We start from the raw sequence: 17,357 nt of genomic DNA, 5'->3' as shown, positions 1-17,357 counted from the left end.
TGAGGCTGGGAGATGCTAATAGCAGGTGGGATCGAAAGATAGATTACGCAGCGTGGACAATCGGCTGTGAGAACGCTTTTTTTTTTGGGGGGGGGTATGGGGGCGTCAACGAGCTCGGCTACCACGCGCCGACAGCGCGAAGTAGCCGATTCAATTGCTGTGATCAGAAATGCTCTGCTTTGATTCCGTAAAGTGAATCGCTGCCTACCATGAGTATCGCCTCCAACGACAATACGCGCGGCAGCACACGATCAAAGTAGAACGCAGCCGTAGCGAGTTTGGCGCTATAAAATTCAGAATCCTGAGCCAGGTTGTTTTGGGCAACAGCCGCCATCTTCGCCCACATGTACGCATAAGCGACGTAGCCAAACAGGTGCAGATACTCGACAGACGCAGAACCGATACGGTTCGGATCATGACTCGCCTGCAGTTGCAGCCAACGGCTCACCTCCTCCAGCATGGCTAACACCTGGAACAGCTGTCGGGCGTAGGGCCCATCATTTTTACAGAAGGCTTTGACTTCAGAAGTGAAACCTTCCAAAGCCAAGCATTCATCGGCGATGACTTTACGCCCCAGCAAATCCAGAGCTTGAACGCCATTTGTTCCCTCATAAATCTGTGCGATTCGCACATCGCGCACGAACTGTTCCTGTCCCCACTCCCGGATGTATCCGTGCCCGCCGAAAACCTGTTGGCCAAGCACACAGCTCTCAAGTCCGGTATCCGTGAAAAAAGCCTTCGCTACAGGTATCAGTAAGGCAACGCGTTGCCTGGCTGAGTATCGCTGATCGGCGTGTTCGCTAAATTTGCTGATGTCCAGCTGTTGCCCGACGTAGGTCGCGAATGCTCGACCTCCTTCGGTCAACGCGCGCATCGTTAGCAGCATTCGACGCACGTCCGGATGGACAACAATTGGATCGGCACTCTCACTAGCAGCCTGGTGCCCTGTGGGCGCCCGTCCTTGAGTCCGCTCACGAGCGTAGCGCGCCGCTCTCTGGTAGGAGGCCTGCGCGCACCCAATGCCCTGGATGCCAATCGACAACCGTTCGTAGTTCATCATGGTGAACATCGCAGCCAAGCCCCGGTGGGGATCGCCTACCAGGTAGCCTGTGGCACCTTCGAAGTTCATCGTGCACGTAGACGAGGCTTTGATCCCCATCTTGTGCTCCACCGAGCCACAATTCACCGAGTTGGAATGGCCCAATTGGCCGTCGGCACCCACAAGAATCTTCGGCACCAGAAATAACGAAATCCCCTTGGGGCCAATCGGCGCATCCGGCAGGCGCGCGAGCACCAAATGGACAATGTTTTCAGTCAAATCGTGGTCGCCGCCGGTGATGAAGATTTTTGAGCCAGTGATGGCATAGCAACCTTCTTCCAAGGGCTCGGCCCGGCATCGGATCATGCCAAGATCCGTGCCGGCGTGTGCCTCTGTAAGGCACAATGGTTCCCGACCATTGTCCGCTATACATCTTGGGAAGATAGATGGACTTGAGCACCTCGCTGGCATGTGCATCGATTGCCAAACAACATCCGGCGCTCAGTGCGGAGTACAAGCTAAAACTGCTGTTTGCGGCATACATCATTTCCTCAAACTGAACCGCAAGCATCTTTGGCATCCCCATCCCGCCGTATTCAGGATTACCGGCAAGCCCGACCCAACCACCTTCCCGATACGTGCGATAAGCCTCCTTGAATCCAACGGGTGTGGTGACAACACCGGAGTCAAAGTGAACCCCCTCCTCGTCACCAGCACGGTTTAGTGGAGCGATGAGCTGAGATGTGACTTTGGCGGCTTCACCCAAAATTGCATCGGCGGTGCTGGCGTCAACGACTTCGGCAAACGCCGGCATTTGACTCCAAAGAGCTGGCCCATCGAATACTTCGTGGAGCACAAAACGCATATCACGCAGCGGGGCTTCGAACGTCGGCATGATCGACCTCGTCATAGACCTGCGAACAGATCATTTGAGCAGTAGGAATTGGTTTTATTGTTTTCTCAATCTGACTCCACCGTGACCTGCGCCGAGTCACCTTGAAGGAGGTGTCGGAAAGTAAAAGTCGGTCGGTGGCAAACTCAAAAGCAGCGCAGGATTATGCTGGTGCAATCAATCCCCAATAAATGCTCAATGGGAAACAGACTGTCGCCCCGTATGAGACAGCCCTCTCCTGTGCCACCTGATCTGCAGTGGTTCAGAGTGTGATAACAGGCAGGCGCCTTAGGATCAGAAGAGCCGAACAGGAGCGAGTGAGTGCTGGGTCAGTCTTTTCTTCTTTGTAAGCGGGAGGCATCGATAGCGATGGCAGCTGGTGGTTCAACGCCAGTGAGCAGTAGAGGATCGCCGCCAGTGTTGCCGACGTGAGTGCACTGCGATAACCATCAGAGGTCAACGCCTTCAGTATGCCACCCGCGCTGAGCTGCGCCTGGTGAGGGGGGATCTTGTCTAAATCGGCGGCCAGCTCTTCTTCCTGGCACTCCCCGACTGAAAGACGATCGATAACGAACACAACGGTGGCCTCCTGAACCCACTCCGGTGCGCAGAAAAAAGGGCCGTGGTTTTCACCACGACCCATTTCAATCAAGTGTCAGCAATCAAGCGGTCGCGCGTGCCTTGTGAATGGCCACAGCTTCAGCTTCATCTTTCAGCGCTTTCTGCACGGATGGGCGTGCGTCTACACGAGCTTTCCACGCCTTCAGGTTTTCCAGGTGGCCAATCTCGGTGCCCGAGCGCTCGTGCCACAGGGTGGCCCACACGTAAGCGTCGGCAACAGAGAAGTTGTCGCCCAGGAGATAAGGACGGCCATCAGCAAGGCGGGTATCGAGAGTGGTGTAAGCAGTGACCAGTTTCGCACGAGTCCACTCGGTGCCGTAATCGGTCATCAGTTTGCGCATCAGAGGAATGTGCTTTTGCGCAATTTCAGTCGCGATGAAAGTCAGCAGCTGATCAACCTTTACGCGCTCCAGGGTACCGTGGGCCGGGATCAGATTGGATTCAGGATGCTGGTCTGCCAGGTAGGAAGTGATAACGATCGTCTCGGTAATCTTGTCTTGCGAATCGTTATCCAGCGCCAGTACAGGGACGTAGCCTAGCGGGTTTACTTCGGCGAAGGAATCGCCATTCGATGTGGTCTGATCGAACACGTTGAAGTGAACCAGCTCTGGGTTCAGACCAATTTCGTTGGCGATGATTTGAACGGCTTGGGAGCAGGTTTGATCGGCGATGTACAACTTGGTCATCATTGCATTCCTCGGGAATCAGTCGTTTATTCCGCGCCCTTTGACTGGGCTGGTGAAGAAAGTCTGAGCTTCCGTCCGAGAATGATAAACCCTCCAAAAAGCTACGCTCTGTAGCCCACACAGATACAATCGTTACGCCCTTTTTGGGGATGCAGCCATCTGCCAAATGACCAATGAATGGTGCGTTACCCCCATGAAAGTAGTGGACTGAAACCCGCGCTATCTCGCATTGCTCCGCCGAGATAACTCACGTCCAGCCTTCTAATCTAAGCGTCGCACGAACCAGGCGCTGTTCTTCGTTTTCGATCTCTTTCAGATTTTCACTGATACTATAAGCATGTGAAAACGCATGTTTCTCGAAATCAGCCTTGTACAGGAATCCATTCAATAAGAGTTATAAAATCCATGTAGGAATGGCCAGCTAAAATATCTAGGCGTATCACGCCCCGAAATTTTTTTGCGGCCGAGGCATTGTGAATAAACGAGAAAAAAGAACATTCACTCGATGAAGAAATGAAGAAATGAAGAAAAACCCATAAAAACAGACAGATAAAAAAAGGCCCGCATGCGGGCGGGCCTAAAAAACCAAACCAAATCAGAGCAGCGAGAGCAAAGAGTTAATCGGTTTCTCAACCGGTCGCTCAACGATTCGCTGATGTACATTCTACTGATTATACTAATTCATAAAAATCATCACCGATAATACTTACTATCAAAATTTATCCCTTCATTAAATTCGATCGACTGTCTGAAAAATCTACCTGACGTGTTGTCAACGGCCCTCCCTGTCGACACTAACTATCATTCCAACTGATATCAGCGCCCACCCACTCCTCAATTAGTACTATCCCCTAAACATCATGTAAAATTCGTAAATTATTTTTGCGAAAAAATATGAGCCCTCCTCTCATGGTGCTTGCGCAAGACGACTAGATTTATACCGACAACACATTAGCGATTTACTCAGGAGCATCACTATGCGACTTAGAAATTTGACACTGCTTCCAAAATCTGAGCCATAGTTGATCAAGCGAGCTCCGTGCGTCACGTAGAAACGAACACACCATTAAAAGAGAACCGTAATGGAACGAGCCGACACTTCATTTCCGGACATCGCCGCCTTCGTGGGAGTCGCACAGACCGGCAGCTTCACCCGGGCAGCCGAAAATCTATCAACGAGCAAATCAAACGTGGGCAAAGCGGTTCAGCGCCTGGAGATAAGGCTCGGTACCAAGCTTTTTCAGCGCACCACTCGTGCTGTTCGACTCACCGAGGACGGCGAGACATATCTGAGTGCTGCCATTACTGCCTTGGATGGACTCCGCGATGCAGCCCGTGAGCTGGCCGCGCGCAAAGAGGAACCGATTGGGCGAGTACGTTTGGACATTCCATCCGGTTTTCGTCAATTGTTCCTGCCCACAATTTCCGAGCTTCGATATCGGTATCCGCAGGTAACACTGGAGTTATCCATGACCGATCGCATGTCAGATGCGGTGGGTGAAGGGTGGGATATTGTGGTCAGGGCTGGCGAGTTGCCCCAAGACAGTGAAATGACCGTCCGAAAGCTGTGCAATATCACGCTCAGCCTTTACGCCGCGCCGGATTACCTGGCCCGTCACGCACCAATTGAATCCGCCGCTGACCTGGTGAATCACGAAGCTGTGATTTTTCGAGGTTTTACTGGCCGACTACGCCCTTGGTCGCTCGGTGAAAATGGTCATCTGCGAGAGTTTTCCCCAACGCCAGTCTTGATTGTGTCGGACGGCCAGGCAGTGATTGATGCGACGGTTGTTGGTCTGGGCATCGCTCAAATCTATGACAAGGTGGCCCAGCCTTATGTTGACTGCGGCAAACTTGTGCGTGTTCTGACTTCAGTGGATTCGCCCGGCCCCCCCGTTCATGCGCTGATCCCACTGGGACATCGGATGCCAGCCAAGACGCGAGCTGTGCTCAATTATCTCGCGGATCGCTTACGCTAGTACGACTGACAACTCGTATTACCTTTGGAGCAGAATAAAGTCTTCTGCTCCAAAGAGCCTATCAATCCGAAACATTGCCCGCGCCAGCAGCACCACGGGCAACCTATTCACGCGTTAGGCCGCTTCACTTACGCCTTCATTGGCAACTGTTCGATCTTTGCTCAGCAGCCCCAGCACCACGGCAGCGGAAACCAAGGTGATGATGGTCAGGATGTGCAGCAGGTATTGGAACGCGGAAGCGTACCCTTCTACCAGGCGCTCATTCGCCAGGCCCGGCACAGTGTTGATTGCATGCGCCATGTCGCCAGTCGTCACACGGTGTGCAGTTTCCGCAATCAGAGCAGCATCAGTGCTTCCCGCTACCACTTGAACAGCGTCCGACAGATTGGCATGCAGCAGCGAAGCGAGCATTGCGGCGACACTTGCCAGGGCGATGCCCTCACCTGCCACACGTACGGTATTGAAGATGCCGGCAGCCATACCTGCGCGCTCTTTTGGTACGACGCTAACTGACAGGCCATCCATCAAGCCCCACGGCAGACCCGCACCAATACCGATCAGCAACATTGGGCCAACGAGTCCAAACTTCGGCTCACCGACGTTGTACAGGCTCAACCAATGCAGACCGACGGCCGCGATAAGGAAGCCCACGCCCGACAGGACACCCGCTGAGATAAAACGGGTCATGGACGCGGCCAGCATAGGCACCACCAGCATTGGAGCCGAGAGCGCTAGCAGCAGCAAACCTGCGTCAATTTCGCTCAGGCCTTCCACACCAATAAATCGCAAAGGTAACATCACGACCAGCACGATGTAGCAGTAGCAAGTGCCGATCGGCAGCACCTGTACGCCTACAAATCGCGGAAAACGAAACAGCGTTAAATCCAGCATTGGGCGCTTAACACGCATTTCGATCATGATGAACACAATCAGCAGTACCGCCGACGCGCCCAGCAAGCCAACCACCAGCGTGCTCCCCCAGCCGCTTTCCGGCGCCTGGATGACGCCGAAGGTGAACAGTGCCAAGACCGCACTGAACGTGATGGTGCCGGGCCAGTCCAGCCCCATCGCGCCCGGATCACGTGTTTCACGCATACGTGGCAGACCGAAGACCATAGCAATTACGCCAATCACCGCGGTGAATACAAAAATCGCTCGCCAGCTGAATGCTTCGATCAGCACGCCGGCAACCAATGGGCCGAAGGCAAGGCCTATACCAAAGGTAGTTCCGAGCATGCTGTACGCGCGAGTGCGAGCATGCCCTTCGAACTCTTGTGCCAGCGCAGCGGAACCACTGGCCAACGCGGCAGCACCGGCTACGCCCTGGATCGCACGCAGGATGTCGAGCCAGAACACGGAAGGCGCCATGCTTTGAGCCAACGATGCGGCCGTGAAAAGCATCATGCCGATGGTGAAAAGGCGTTTGCGGCCATAAACGTCAGCCAAAGCACCTGCTGCCATCAGCAAGCTGCCGAAGGACAGCATGAATGCGTTGGTGATCCAGGTAAGGGCAACGGGGCTGCCCCCTAGATCTCTGCCAATTGCGGGAGTGGCAACGGCGCCTCCTGTAAAGCTCAGTGGCAATACCAATGCGGAAAGACAAATTGCTGCAAGAATGAGCAGTTTGTCTCCCCCCTTAGCGTCGTGGTTTTTTGAAGTCATGATTTCACCGGTAGTGGGGTGGAGAGTGCTGCCTGTACGTTGTTCGAAGTTCCGCAAGCGGAGTTGCCCATCAAGGCCAACCCTGCGGTCGTTCTTAGCTCCGTACTTCGCCAATGCCGTAATCGGTAATGGCGCAATAAGTGCGGCTGTTCGCGCAGATATCTGCTAGATATGTGGTCGCAGAATTGTTGAAACAGAGATGTCGCCGCCGATTGAAAGCAATTGTCACTTAAGGAAAGAAGTCAATAAACTCGCCTCCGTGAGACACTTCGTCGCTCACAGAGATACAATTCTTCTTCGTGTTATCAGCGCGCAGCTTCTGGCGAAATAAGCAGCATTCCGATGGTGGATTCCACTGTGTGCTAGGTCAGACAAGAACAACCCTTCTGTTGGGCCAAGCGCCCTCCCCGAGAGATTCCAATGTTCTCGGGTTATCGGTGGCCGCAAGAGCGAGCGCTAAATTTCTCTTCGCGTTTATACAGAAAGTACAACAGCTCACTGTCTCTCGTAGAGCGACACAGTGTCTCCGTTGTCCGGTTTATCAATTACCAAGTGGCGACTAGGTTGGTACTCGCGAAGTAATTGTCATTAATGACCACGCTTCACTTAATTCTGGTCTCTTTGCATACACTCAGGCTGAGGTATCAAGATGAATAGAAAGGCATTGATTGTTGGCGTAACCGGCATTATCGGAAACAACCTCGCGCATCATTTACTGAACAACGGGTGGGAAGTTTTCGGAATTGCCCGTAAGCCCTATGGCATTGTTGATGGCGTCAAACACATCGCGGCTGACCTGCATGATGTATCCGATGTGAGGGCTGCTTTAAAGGGGGTTGACCCAACCCATGTGTTTTACACAAGCTGGCAGCGTCATGCGACGGAGGCGGAAAACATCAAGGTCAACGGTCTGATGATTCGAAACCTGTTGGACGCCCTGCGAGGCAGCGAAACGGTCGAACACGTGGCCCTGGTGACAGGTCTTAAACACTTCCTCGGGCCATTCGAGCTGTACGGCAAAGGGTTAAACACGACCACGCCGTTTCGCGAAATCATGACCCGTCTGGACATTGAAAACTTCTACTACGAGCAGGAGGACGAATTGTTTGCCGCTGCTGAGCGCGAAGGGTTCTCCTGGACTGTTCACCGGCCACACACAGTCATCGGCTACGCTCTCGGCAATGCCATGAACATGGGCATGACCCTCGCAACGTATGCAGCTATTTGCAAGGAAACCGCGAGACCCTTCATGTTCCCGGGCAACAAGTCGCAATGGGAGGGCTTGACCGATGTCACCGATGCTCGCCTGCTCGCTGAGCATCTGGAATGGGCAGCGATTACCACTGAGGTGCGCAACCGGCCGTTGCATGTGGTCAATGGTGATACCTTCCGATGGAGCTGGATGTGGGGGCGCATCGCACAATGGTTCGACCTCGAACCTGTACCGTTCGATGGTAACGGCATCTTGCTGGAAACCCAGATGGCGGACGGTCATCAGGTATGGGAGGACATGGCTCGCAAATACAAGCTGAAGGAAAGCAGCTTTGACCGGATGGCCTCGCCCTGGCACACCGATGCTGACCTTGGTCGAAGGTTCGAGTGCCTGACTGACATGTCTGATACCCGTGAATTGGGCTTTACGGGATACCGGACGACGGACAAGGTGTTCTTTGATCTGTTCCACCGCCTGCGCAGTGAGCGCATTATTCCGTAGCCACATTAGAAGCAAAAAAAAGCATGCCCTTGGGCATGCTTTTTTCGTTTCAACGGATGCTGCTCTTATCGGTTCATACTGAGCAATTGGATCGCGAAGAATGAATTACCTCTGCGCTATCTCGTTGGATTTCGCTGGCGATGCGTTACCCCATCCACCACCCAATGCACGGATCAGGTTCACGGTGGCCGCCGCTTGCGCGCCCTGCAACTGAACCGCCGCACGGCGAGATTGCAAGGCCGTCCTTTCCGCATCGATAACCGAAAGGTAAATCACATCCCCCTCGGTGTACTGAGCCCGGGCTACCTTAGCAGCGCGAGTGGAGGCATCCACCGCTTGTGACTGGGTCTGGGTCTGCTCTTCGAGCAACCGAAGATCCGAGAGGTTGTCTTCCACTTCGCGGAACGCCACCAACACCTGCTGGCGATAGTTGGCTACGTCCTCTTCGTAGACCGCCCGCGCATTGGCGAGGTTACCTTTGCGCAGGCCGCCATCGAAGATCGGCAGATTCAGTGCCGTCCCGGCCAACGGGCCCAACAGGAAAGTACGGCTACTCCATTTGAACAGGTTACTCAGAGAGCCAGACTCAAATCCTCCGGAACCGGTCAGCGTCAACGAAGGGAAGAATGCAGCTTTCGCTACGCCAATCCGTGCGTTGGCCGCAGCCATGGAACGCTCCGCAGCAGCGATATCAGGACGACGTTCCAACAGCGACGAGGGCAATCCCGCCGGAATCCTGAGATTAACCGGCTGCAAAGGATTGGCCGCCATCGAGAATTCCGAAGGCGTCTTGCCCAGCAAAACAGCGAGGCTGTGTTCCGATGCTGCGCGAAGGCGCTGTACCGTCATGGCATCAGACCGCGCAGTCGCCAGCTCTGCCTCTGCGCGAGCAACGTCGAGCTCACTGATATCGCCCAGCGAATACTGCTGCTGTACCAGCTTCAGCGCTTGCTCGCGCAGCTCGATCGCATGGTTGTAGACCTCAATCTCTGAGTCCAACTCACGCAAAGCGAAATAGTTCTGTGCAACATCCGCCTGCAACGCCAACAGCACCGAGTGGAACAAGGCCTCGCTACGTTGGGTTTCCGCATCAGCCGCATCAACCGTATTAGCGACGCGACCAAACATATCGACCTCATAAGATATGCCGGCCTGGGCACGCCACATCGTCTGGCTCGCGCCTTTTCCGCTGTCAGACTGGAATTGTGAGGCCGGCGATACCCGTTCCCTGGTTGGGCCGAAACCCGCATCCACGGTTGGCAATAAAGCCGAACGAGCTGATTGGTTCAGCGCCCGCGCCTCTTTCAATCGGGCTGCTGCCGCGACCAGACTCTGGTTCGCGTCCTGAGCCTGGCTCTCAAGGTGGTTCAAGTGGGTGTCATTGAATACGCGCCACCATTCGCCCCTTGCAAACTCTTCCGACGGCTCAGCGGTTTTCCAATTGCCAGCCTCGGCAGGCGGCAGAGGAGACTGAGCATTGTCCTCTTTGTAGGCCCTAGGCGCCGACACATCCGGTTTCTCATAGGTTGGCGCCAGAGAACAGCCAGCCGTCATCAACATGGTTGCCAGCCATACTGAACTCAAAAGCATCCGATTCATTGCAAACACTTTCATGGTGTTCTCCTTACTTCAGGAACGCGGATTCAGGGACGCGAGCTGATGATTTACGATCCGGGCTGATGTCGAAATTCGCGTAAAGGTCAGCATCATGATGTGAATGTTTTCGGTGCTTATCGACCAGGTGCTCCACGCCCGACAGCTTGCGCAACAACACGTAGAACACTGGGGTTAACATGAGTCCGAACAGGGTCACGCCGAGCATGCCGAAGAACACCGCGATACCCATGGCCTGACGCATTTCGGAACCGGCGCCGGTGGAGAACACCAGCGGTACCACACCCATGATGAACGCGATGGATGTCATCAGAATTGGGCGCAGCCGCAGCCGGCTCGCTTCGATGGCTGCTTCTACAATGCCGCGTCCTTGCATTTCCAGCTCGCGAGCGAACTCGACAATCAGAATCGCGTTCTTCGCCGATAGCCCCACCAGCACCATCAAACCAATCTGGGTGAAGATGTTGTTGTCGCCGTTAGTCAGCCACACACCGACCAATGCAGACAGAATGCTCATTGGCACGATCAGAATGATCGCCAGTGGCAGGGTCAGGCTTTCATACAACGCAGCCAGTACCAGGAACACCAACAGCACGCTGATCGGGAACACCCACATAGCGGCGTTTCCTGTCAGAACCTGTTGATAGGTCAAGTCAGTCCACTCGTACTTGATGCCGCGGGGGAACACTTCCTTGGCGATGCGATCGACAGCCGCCTGAGCTTGGCCGGACGAGTAACCCGGCGCCGGGCCACCGTTGATGTCCGCCGCTGTGTAACCGTTGTAGCGCACGACCATTTCCGGGCCATAGGTCGTCGTGACTTTGATCAATGACGACAGTGGAACCATTTCGCCCTTGTTGTTACGGGTTTTCAGCAAACCAATGTTTTCAGCGGTGGCTCGGAACGGCGCATCAGCCTGTGCCCGCACTTGATACACACGACCGAACGCGTTGAAGTCGTTGACGTACATCGAACCCAGGTAGATCTGCAGGGTGTCGAACACATCCGTCACCGACACACCCAATTGCTTAGCTTTGACTCGATCCAGTTCAACATTGAGTTGTGGCATGTTGATCTGGAACATCGAGAATGCCGGGCCCAGCTCAGGAGCCTTCGCCGCAGCTGTCAAGAAATCCTGGGTCGCCTTGTTCAGCGCCTCGTAACCCAATGCACCGCGGTCTTCGATCATCAGTTTGAAACCGCCAACCGTTCCCAGACCTGCTACAGGCGGTGGCGGGAATACCGCAATCGCTGCCTCCTTGATCCCAGCATATTTGGCATTCAACTGCCCAACGATTGCCGAGGCGGACTCTTCTTTGGAACGGTACTTCGAAGGCTCAAGTACAGGGAACACCAGAGCGCTGCTCGGGGAGTTAGCCAGGCTGACCGACAGCCCGGGGAACTGCGGCAGGTTTCTGACCCCAGGAATGGCCAGGGCAATATCACCCATTTCACGAACGACTTTCTCGGTGCGATCTAGGGTGGCGCCGCTTGGCAATTGCGCGATAGCGACCACATAGTCCTTGTCTTGGGCCGGCACGAAACCACCAGGTACGATTTTGCCCATCAATACTGCGCCGCCCAGCAGGATGCCGTAGATCACCAGCATTACAAGCTTGCGGTTGACCACGCCGCCTACACCGCGACCATAATTTTCCGAACCGCGGTTGAAGAGACGGTTGAAGGCTTTGAAGAAACGCCCGAACAGCGTGTCCATGATCCGCGTCAGGCGATCTTTCGGCGCATCATGTCCCTTGAGCAAGATGGCAGACAGCGCTGGCGACAGGGTCAACGAGTTGAAGGCCGAGATCACGGTCGAGATCGCAATGGTCATCGCGAACTGCTGATAGAACTGACCGGTGAGACCGGACATGAAGGCCAACGGTACGAACACGGCAACCAGTGTCAGCGCGATGGCGATAATCGGCCCACTCACTTCCTGCATGGCTTTGTAGGTCGCATCGCGAGGCGAAAGACCCTCAGCAATATTGCGCTCGACGTTTTCCACCACCACGATCGCATCGTCCACGACGATACCGATGGCCAAGACCATGCCGAACAGCGACAGCGCGTTAATGGTGTAGCCAAAGCCCAGCAACAGCGCGAACGTACCGATGATCGATACCGGCACCGCCAACAATGGGATCAGCGACGCACGCCAGGTTTGCAGGAATACGATCACAACCAGCACCACGAGGGCGATGGCTTCGAGCAGGGTCTGGATTACCGCATGAATACTGTCCCGTACGAATTGGGTCGGGTCGTACTTGATGCCGTAATCAACACCGTCGGGCATGTCCTGCTTGATCTCTTCCATGACCTTGCGCACGTCGTCAGAAATCTGCAACGAGTTGGCATTGGGTTGCTGGAAAATGATCATCTGAATCGCAGGTTTGTTGTCGAGCATCGCCCGCAACGTGTACTCCGATGCTGCCATCTCAACACGAGCGACATCAGACAGACGTGTTACTGCCCCACCGCTGGTCTTGAGGATGATGTCGCGGAATTCCTGCTCAGTTTTCAAACGACCCTGAGCGTTGACGCTCAGTTGCATCGGCACGTTAGTCAGCATCGGTGCACCACCGACAATACCAGCCGCTACTTGTACGTTCTGCTCACGAATGGCGCTGACTACGTCGGTGGCGGTCAGGTTCAGTCGTGCCACTTTCTGTGGGTCGAGCCAGATCCGCATCGAGTAATCACCGGCACCCCACATCACCACCTCACCCACGCCCGGAATCCGCGCCAGGCGATCCTTGACGTTGATCAAGGCGTAGTTGCGCAGGTAGGTCAGGTCGTAGCGCTGGTTAGGCGACAGGATACTCACGCCCATGGTCAGAGTTGGTGACGACTTGATCGTGGTCACCCCCAGACGTTGTACGTCTTCGGGCAGGCGCGGCAAGGCCTGAGCGACGCGGTTCTGCACAAACTGCTGTGCTTTATCCGGGTCAGTACCGAGCTTGAAGGTGACGGTGGTGGTCAGCTTGCCGTCGCTGTTGGCCAGCGATTGCATGTAGAGCATGTCTTCGACGCCGTTGATCTGCTCTTCGATCGGCGAAGCCACGGTTTCCGCGATGACCTTCGGGTTGGCACCCGGGTACTCGGCGCGTACCACCACTGAGGGAGGTACCACCTCTGGGTATTCGGCAGTCGGCAGTTTGGTCAAGGCGATAAGCCCTGCCAGAACCACAACCACCGACAGCACACCGGCGAAGATCGGCCGGTCAATAAAGAATTTAGAGATGTTCATGTTGGCGTTCTCTTATTAAGCCGAAGGCTTCGCAGCGCGACCGATGTTCGCCATTTCAACGGAGTTGGCGTGGACGGTGTCGTTAGGACGAACACGCTGCACACCGCCTACAACCACACGATCACCGGCCTTCAGGCCCGAAGTAACAATGCGCAGGCCTTCATGCAGGTTGCCCAGGGTGACTTCGCGGTACTCGACCTTGTCGTCCTGGCCAACCACGAGAACGAACTTCTTCGCCTGGTCTGTGCCGATGGCCGAGTCGTCCACCAGAATGGCATCGGATGGTTTGCCGCCACCGACCTTGATGCGCGCGTAAAGGCCTGGTAGCAGCGCGCCATTGGCGTTATCGAAACGCGCACGGACGCGGATGGTTCCCGATTGGGTGTCCAGTTGGTTGTCGATGGAGTCGACGACACCATTGCGCGAATAGCTGTCCTCGTTGGCCAGGCCGAGAGAAACCGGAGCGGGTTTGGCAGAGGACTGATTCAGGTAGCGCAGATAGGTTTGCTCATCCACGTCGAACGAGGCATAGATGGGCGACACCGACACCAGAGTGGTCAGCAGAGGTGCTGTAGTGCCTGCCGATACGACGTTACCGATAGTCAATTCCGCGCGAGATACCCGGCCAGCGATCGGCGCGGTGATCTCGGTGTAGGAGAGATTAACTTTGGCGGCGTCCAGCAAAGCCTTGGCCACTTTCACCTGCGCAATGGCTTCGCGCGAAGCATTTTGCTTCTCATCGAAATCACGCTTGGCGATGGCGTTTTGCTCGATTAGGCGCGCGGCGCGACCGGCATCGGTGGCAGCGTAGTTAGCCCGGGATTCTGCAGCGGCCAGTTGACCTGCGGCGCGATCGACTTCCGCCTGATAAGGGCGTTGATCGATGGTAAACAACAGATCACCCTTTTTGACCAGCGCACCGTCCTTGAAGTGCACACCGACGATCGTGCCGGGTACCTGAGGGCGGATGTCGACTTTCCCTACGGCTTCCAGGCGACCGGAATAACTCTGCCATTCACTGACAGATTTGAAGACAACCGTCGCGACGTCGACTTCTGTTTTAGGGACTGCCGTTGCCTCAGCCGCGTTAGCCGACTGAACCAGGGCAAAATGATCGCCATATTTCACCGCGATCCCGGCAGTGCCGGCCACTAAGAGCGCACTCAACGCAACGGAAAGACGTTTGTGATGGGCGATCATTTTTTTCTCCTACTTAATAAAATTTCGTTAGAAAGACAGTGATCGAAAAACTGCTCCGCTCCCTGCTGAACCTCAAAAGCCAACTGCACACAGTCCGCGAGTTAAACTCGTGAAAAAACTTTGTAAAACGATTAAAACTTTAAAAAAGAGTCGCTTGCTTTACAGGGTTATGCCTGCTGATAACGCTCCGATGTATTCATCTACAACGCCGCTTTCGCTCAACGCATTATTAAGTTTGTGAACATACTCAGCATTTGTACCCATCGGCCCGGATGCCCCTGCAATGTGCGGACTCACCGATTCAACACTCGCGTCTGGCTCATACAACGGGTGATACGGATCAGCTACAAATACAAGCGCCATTGTTTCCGTGCCATCTTCCAGGGATAGCGGTGCCCAAACTGGACGGTATGCACCGGTGGGCATTTCACGCACCCAAAGCAATATCAACTCTTCCTTTGCGACTTGTTCAGTCAATCGGAAGGCTACGCCTTGAGTAGAACCTCCCGGTTCCAGAGCTAACATCCGTCCCGGGGTATCGAGGGTGGCTCGCCCCGCAATAATTCGCATGCAAAAACTTCTGTGCCATCCATGTAGCGTTGCCCGCTGTTGACCTTCAAAATTTAAAAGTGGATTCCAGAGCAAAGAGCCGTAACCAAAGATCCACAAGTCACCCGTCGTTGGACGAGCCTCTAGCGTTTCCTGCATTGATTGCTCGATTTGCTCAAGCGTCCACATAATTTCGCGTGGCACTTCACAAAAATTTTCAAGGTAAGCACCGGAGGTAATTTGGTGTTTCGTCAACATCATCACTGCCTCAAATTCTGCGCCAATTCTATGAATCGATCTGGTTCAGCTTGGAGTGCAGAATGTGCGGCAATCCAGATGTGAACCTTGGTTGGCAGCCCACGCAAACCTGCCCATGGGTAGATACTGCCCCAAAGCCATCACCCCAATAAATAACGCGGAGTTCTACTGTTAGTAGCCACAAAGGAGACAATCCCTACAACAGCCGTAGCCTTTGCCTCGCGTTGTGGATACGGGCCGGCTACGTTCGTAGTTACAGACAAAATTTCAGAGGCAGGACAGGTTATTCACTCATACTGCGGATAGTAGAAACTTAAATAATCTAAAATTAGCGCGGGAATATTTTTCGTTTTTCTAGATTTCTTACTGGCCAATGCACCTTACTGGTGCATAAAGATGAAAGCTCAGCAACTGCCGTATTTGCTCCAAAAGAGCGACTTACGGCAGACCGATCCTGGTTTCCATTTTCGCTGAGCATCCACACGCTGACTGTGGGAATTGAACAAACGCGGGGTTCTACTTTTCTTTCGACAGAGCAATCCTGAATTCGCGCGTCGCACTTACTCATCCAAACCGACAACGAAACTATTAAAATTAATTCTTTTTGCCATTCCGCTGGTAAGCATTTCCATAAAACCGGCCAGTTCTGGATGTTCGAAATGCTCGCGCATCTGACTCTCGGACTTCCAGTAACCGCTGACGATCCAGGAATTATTAGTCATACGATTATCAGTAACCGCGTAGCCAACGCACCTCGTAGTGCTAAGGAGGGTGCGGATTATCTGCGGGAGCTTCTGGCAGACTTCACCCACCCGTCCTGGAGCGGCATCTATTTCGATGGTATTGATTGCTGAAATTAACATTTTCAACCCTCCTACATGAGCTGGTTGAATTATGCCTGCGGGCCAATTCCGCATAAATAACGCGATAGTTGTTTCACAGTTGCTTTAAAAGCAACAATCCATTCCTGCTGGATCGACAGCGGCAAAATAACTTGCTTGCTGCCCATTGCGGTCATGAGAACAAACCTCGCCCCCAATGAGGCTCCAAGGATTTCAGTGGCGCCATTTCGAACACAGGCTTTCCCAAGCAAGGTATCCTTTGGTTTCAAAAAACGCGCATCGAGAGCCCGCCATGAAGCTGTATTTCACGCCTGAAGCCTGTTCGATGGCCCCTCACATTGTTTTGCGCGAACTGGGCCTGCCGTTTGAGTTGATCCAGGTAGACCACGCTACCAAGACGACCTCTGCAGGAGAGGATTACTGGAGCATCAATCCTCATGGCTACATTGCGGCCTTGCGGCTGGATAACGGAGAGGTGTTGACCGAAGGCTCGACGATTCTCGAATTCCTTGCTGACCTGAAACCAGAAACAGGCTTAGCCCCTCCGGTTGAAAGCTGGCAACGAGTTCGCCTGCGTGAGCGCCTGAGCTTCCTTTCGTGCGAGCTTAACTGTGCAATGAGCCCCCTCTTCCGGAACATTCCGCAGCAGGCGCGCGATGAGATTTTCGCTCGCCTCTTTCGACGTATCGATTCACTCAATGAAACCTTAAGCCAACAACCATACTTGCTCGGCCAGGCGTTCTCCGTGGCAGATCCGTACCTCTATACGCTGTTGAGATGGCTCGCGTGGTTCTCGATTGACTTGGCGCGATGGCCGGCGTTGGTGGCCTACCAAGAACGAATCGGCGCTCGGCCAAGTGTTCAGGCTGCACTGGCTGCGGAGCTGAATGGAAAAAGTCCCCGAACACACTAAGTGCGCGAACAGCGGACAGCATTCGCTGCAGAATTTTCCGTGGAAACGATTGGCCGAATGATTGGCACACGCATGCGACGTGGGTAACGGCAGTATTCATAAAGGCGGAACGGAAAATAGAGGATAGAAGTTAGCGCA

Annotated in this window: 12 protein-coding genes and 2 pseudogenes; 3 read left to right on the top strand and 11 right to left on the bottom strand. The window is 54.3% G+C overall.

Annotated features, from left to right (window positions below):
- Positions 1 to 163 precede the first annotated feature (163 nt).
- From ACIPL2_RS02040 to ACIPL2_RS02025, 4 genes and pseudogenes are all read right to left on the bottom strand, one after another.
- Positions 164 to 1,934, bottom strand: a pseudogene (locus ACIPL2_RS02040) (acyl-CoA dehydrogenase C-terminal domain-containing protein).
- Positions 1,935 to 2,193: 259 nt separating this feature from the next.
- Entirely contained in the window at positions 2,194 to 2,508 is a 315-nt protein-coding gene (locus ACIPL2_RS02035; protein ID WP_401352552.1) for a hypothetical protein, read from the bottom strand.
- An 85-nt stretch (positions 2,509 to 2,593) separates the two neighbouring features.
- Entirely contained in the window at positions 2,594 to 3,238 is a 645-nt protein-coding gene (locus ACIPL2_RS02030; protein ID WP_401352551.1) for a glutathione S-transferase family protein, read from the bottom strand.
- 247 nt (positions 3,239 to 3,485) lie between these two features.
- Positions 3,486 to 3,578, bottom strand: a pseudogene (locus ACIPL2_RS02025) (transcriptional regulator GlcC); the annotation flags it as partial.
- A gap of 742 nt (positions 3,579 to 4,320) precedes the next feature.
- Between ACIPL2_RS02025 and ACIPL2_RS02020 the strand changes: the two are divergent.
- Entirely contained in the window at positions 4,321 to 5,217 is an 897-nt protein-coding gene (locus ACIPL2_RS02020; RefSeq protein ID WP_401352550.1) for a LysR family transcriptional regulator, read from the top strand.
- Positions 5,218 to 5,331: 114 nt separating this feature from the next.
- On the opposite strand, the gene ACIPL2_RS02015 is transcribed toward ACIPL2_RS02020, so the two are convergent.
- Positions 5,332 to 6,879 carry an MFS transporter gene (locus ACIPL2_RS02015; RefSeq protein WP_401352547.1) on the bottom strand — a complete coding sequence of 516 codons (1,548 nt, stop codon included), beginning with the start codon at positions 6,877 to 6,879 and terminating at the stop codon, positions 5,332 to 5,334.
- A gap of 649 nt (positions 6,880 to 7,528) precedes the next feature.
- On the opposite strand from ACIPL2_RS02015, the gene ACIPL2_RS02010 reads away from it, so the two are divergent.
- The gene (locus ACIPL2_RS02010; RefSeq protein ID WP_401352545.1) at positions 7,529 to 8,593 is read left to right on the top strand and encodes an SDR family oxidoreductase; all 1,065 of its coding nucleotides are present in this window, start codon (positions 7,529 to 7,531) and stop codon (positions 8,591 to 8,593) included.
- A gap of 105 nt (positions 8,594 to 8,698) precedes the next feature.
- Here ACIPL2_RS02010 and ACIPL2_RS02005 read toward each other — a convergent pair whose 3' ends face one another.
- The 6 genes from ACIPL2_RS02005 to ACIPL2_RS01980 form a co-directional block, all read right to left on the bottom strand.
- Positions 8,699 to 10,207, bottom strand: coding sequence for an efflux transporter outer membrane subunit (locus ACIPL2_RS02005; protein WP_401352542.1), 1,509 nt, complete (start codon positions 10,205 to 10,207; stop codon positions 8,699 to 8,701).
- Between the two features lie 10 nt (positions 10,208 to 10,217).
- Entirely contained in the window at positions 10,218 to 13,457 is a 3,240-nt protein-coding gene (locus ACIPL2_RS02000; RefSeq protein ID WP_401352539.1) for an efflux RND transporter permease subunit, read from the bottom strand.
- A gap of 15 nt (positions 13,458 to 13,472) precedes the next feature.
- Positions 13,473 to 14,657 (bottom strand): efflux RND transporter periplasmic adaptor subunit, encoded by a 1,185-nt coding sequence (locus tag ACIPL2_RS01995; RefSeq protein ID WP_401352536.1) that lies wholly within the window; start codon positions 14,655 to 14,657, stop codon positions 13,473 to 13,475.
- Positions 14,658 to 14,816: 159 nt separating this feature from the next.
- Complete coding sequence (locus ACIPL2_RS01990; RefSeq protein WP_401352534.1) at positions 14,817 to 15,464, bottom strand: gamma-glutamylcyclotransferase; 648 nt, start codon at positions 15,462 to 15,464, stop codon at positions 14,817 to 14,819.
- Positions 15,465 to 16,024: 560 nt separating this feature from the next.
- Positions 16,025 to 16,327, bottom strand: a complete 303-nt coding sequence (locus ACIPL2_RS01985; protein WP_401352531.1) for an antibiotic biosynthesis monooxygenase — start codon at positions 16,325 to 16,327, stop codon at positions 16,025 to 16,027.
- 29 nt (positions 16,328 to 16,356) lie between these two features.
- Positions 16,357 to 16,482: a hypothetical protein gene (locus ACIPL2_RS01980; RefSeq protein WP_401352529.1), complete on the bottom strand. Its 126-nt coding sequence runs from the start codon at positions 16,480 to 16,482 to the stop codon at positions 16,357 to 16,359.
- A 116-nt stretch (positions 16,483 to 16,598) separates the two neighbouring features.
- Between ACIPL2_RS01980 and ACIPL2_RS01975 the strand changes: the two genes are divergently transcribed.
- On the top strand, positions 16,599 to 17,219 hold the full coding sequence (locus ACIPL2_RS01975; protein WP_401352526.1) for a glutathione binding-like protein: 621 nt from the start codon (positions 16,599 to 16,601) through the stop codon (positions 17,217 to 17,219).
- Positions 17,220 to 17,357: the final 138 nt, after the last annotated feature.

It is taken from the genome of Pseudomonas sp. NPDC086251 (genome assembly GCF_044746405.1).
GTDB lineage: Bacteria > Pseudomonadota > Gammaproteobacteria > Pseudomonadales > Pseudomonadaceae > Aquipseudomonas.
Note: the sequence above shows the minus strand (reverse complement) of the source record. Positions and strands in the feature narration are given on the sequence as shown.

What these genes read in the sequence shown, in the direction of transcription:
- ACIPL2_RS02030 (WP_401352551.1), bottom strand. Translation starts at nt 3,238, where the DNA reads ATGACCAAGTTGTACATCGCCGATCAAACCTGCTCCCAAGCCGTTCAA.
- ACIPL2_RS01975 (WP_401352526.1), top strand. Translation starts at nt 16,599, where the DNA reads ATGAAGCTGTATTTCACGCCTGAAGCCTGTTCGATGGCCCCTCACATT.
- ACIPL2_RS01980 (WP_401352529.1), bottom strand. Translation starts at nt 16,482, where the DNA reads ATGACCGCAATGGGCAGCAAGCAAGTTATTTTGCCGCTGTCGATCCAG.
- ACIPL2_RS02000 (WP_401352539.1), bottom strand. Translation starts at nt 13,457, where the DNA reads ATGAACATCTCTAAATTCTTTATTGACCGGCCGATCTTCGCCGGTGTG.
- ACIPL2_RS01990 (WP_401352534.1), bottom strand. Translation starts at nt 15,464, where the DNA reads ATGTTGACGAAACACCAAATTACCTCCGGTGCTTACCTTGAAAATTTT.
- ACIPL2_RS02015 (WP_401352547.1), bottom strand. Translation starts at nt 6,879, where the DNA reads ATGACTTCAAAAAACCACGACGCTAAGGGGGGAGACAAACTGCTCATT.
- ACIPL2_RS01995 (WP_401352536.1), bottom strand. Translation starts at nt 14,657, where the DNA reads ATGATCGCCCATCACAAACGTCTTTCCGTTGCGTTGAGTGCGCTCTTA.
- ACIPL2_RS02005 (WP_401352542.1), bottom strand. Translation starts at nt 10,207, where the DNA reads ATGAAAGTGTTTGCAATGAATCGGATGCTTTTGAGTTCAGTATGGCTG.
- ACIPL2_RS02010 (WP_401352545.1), top strand. Translation starts at nt 7,529, where the DNA reads ATGAATAGAAAGGCATTGATTGTTGGCGTAACCGGCATTATCGGAAAC.
- ACIPL2_RS01985 (WP_401352531.1), bottom strand. Translation starts at nt 16,327, where the DNA reads ATGTTAATTTCAGCAATCAATACCATCGAAATAGATGCCGCTCCAGGA.
- ACIPL2_RS02020 (WP_401352550.1), top strand. Translation starts at nt 4,321, where the DNA reads ATGGAACGAGCCGACACTTCATTTCCGGACATCGCCGCCTTCGTGGGA.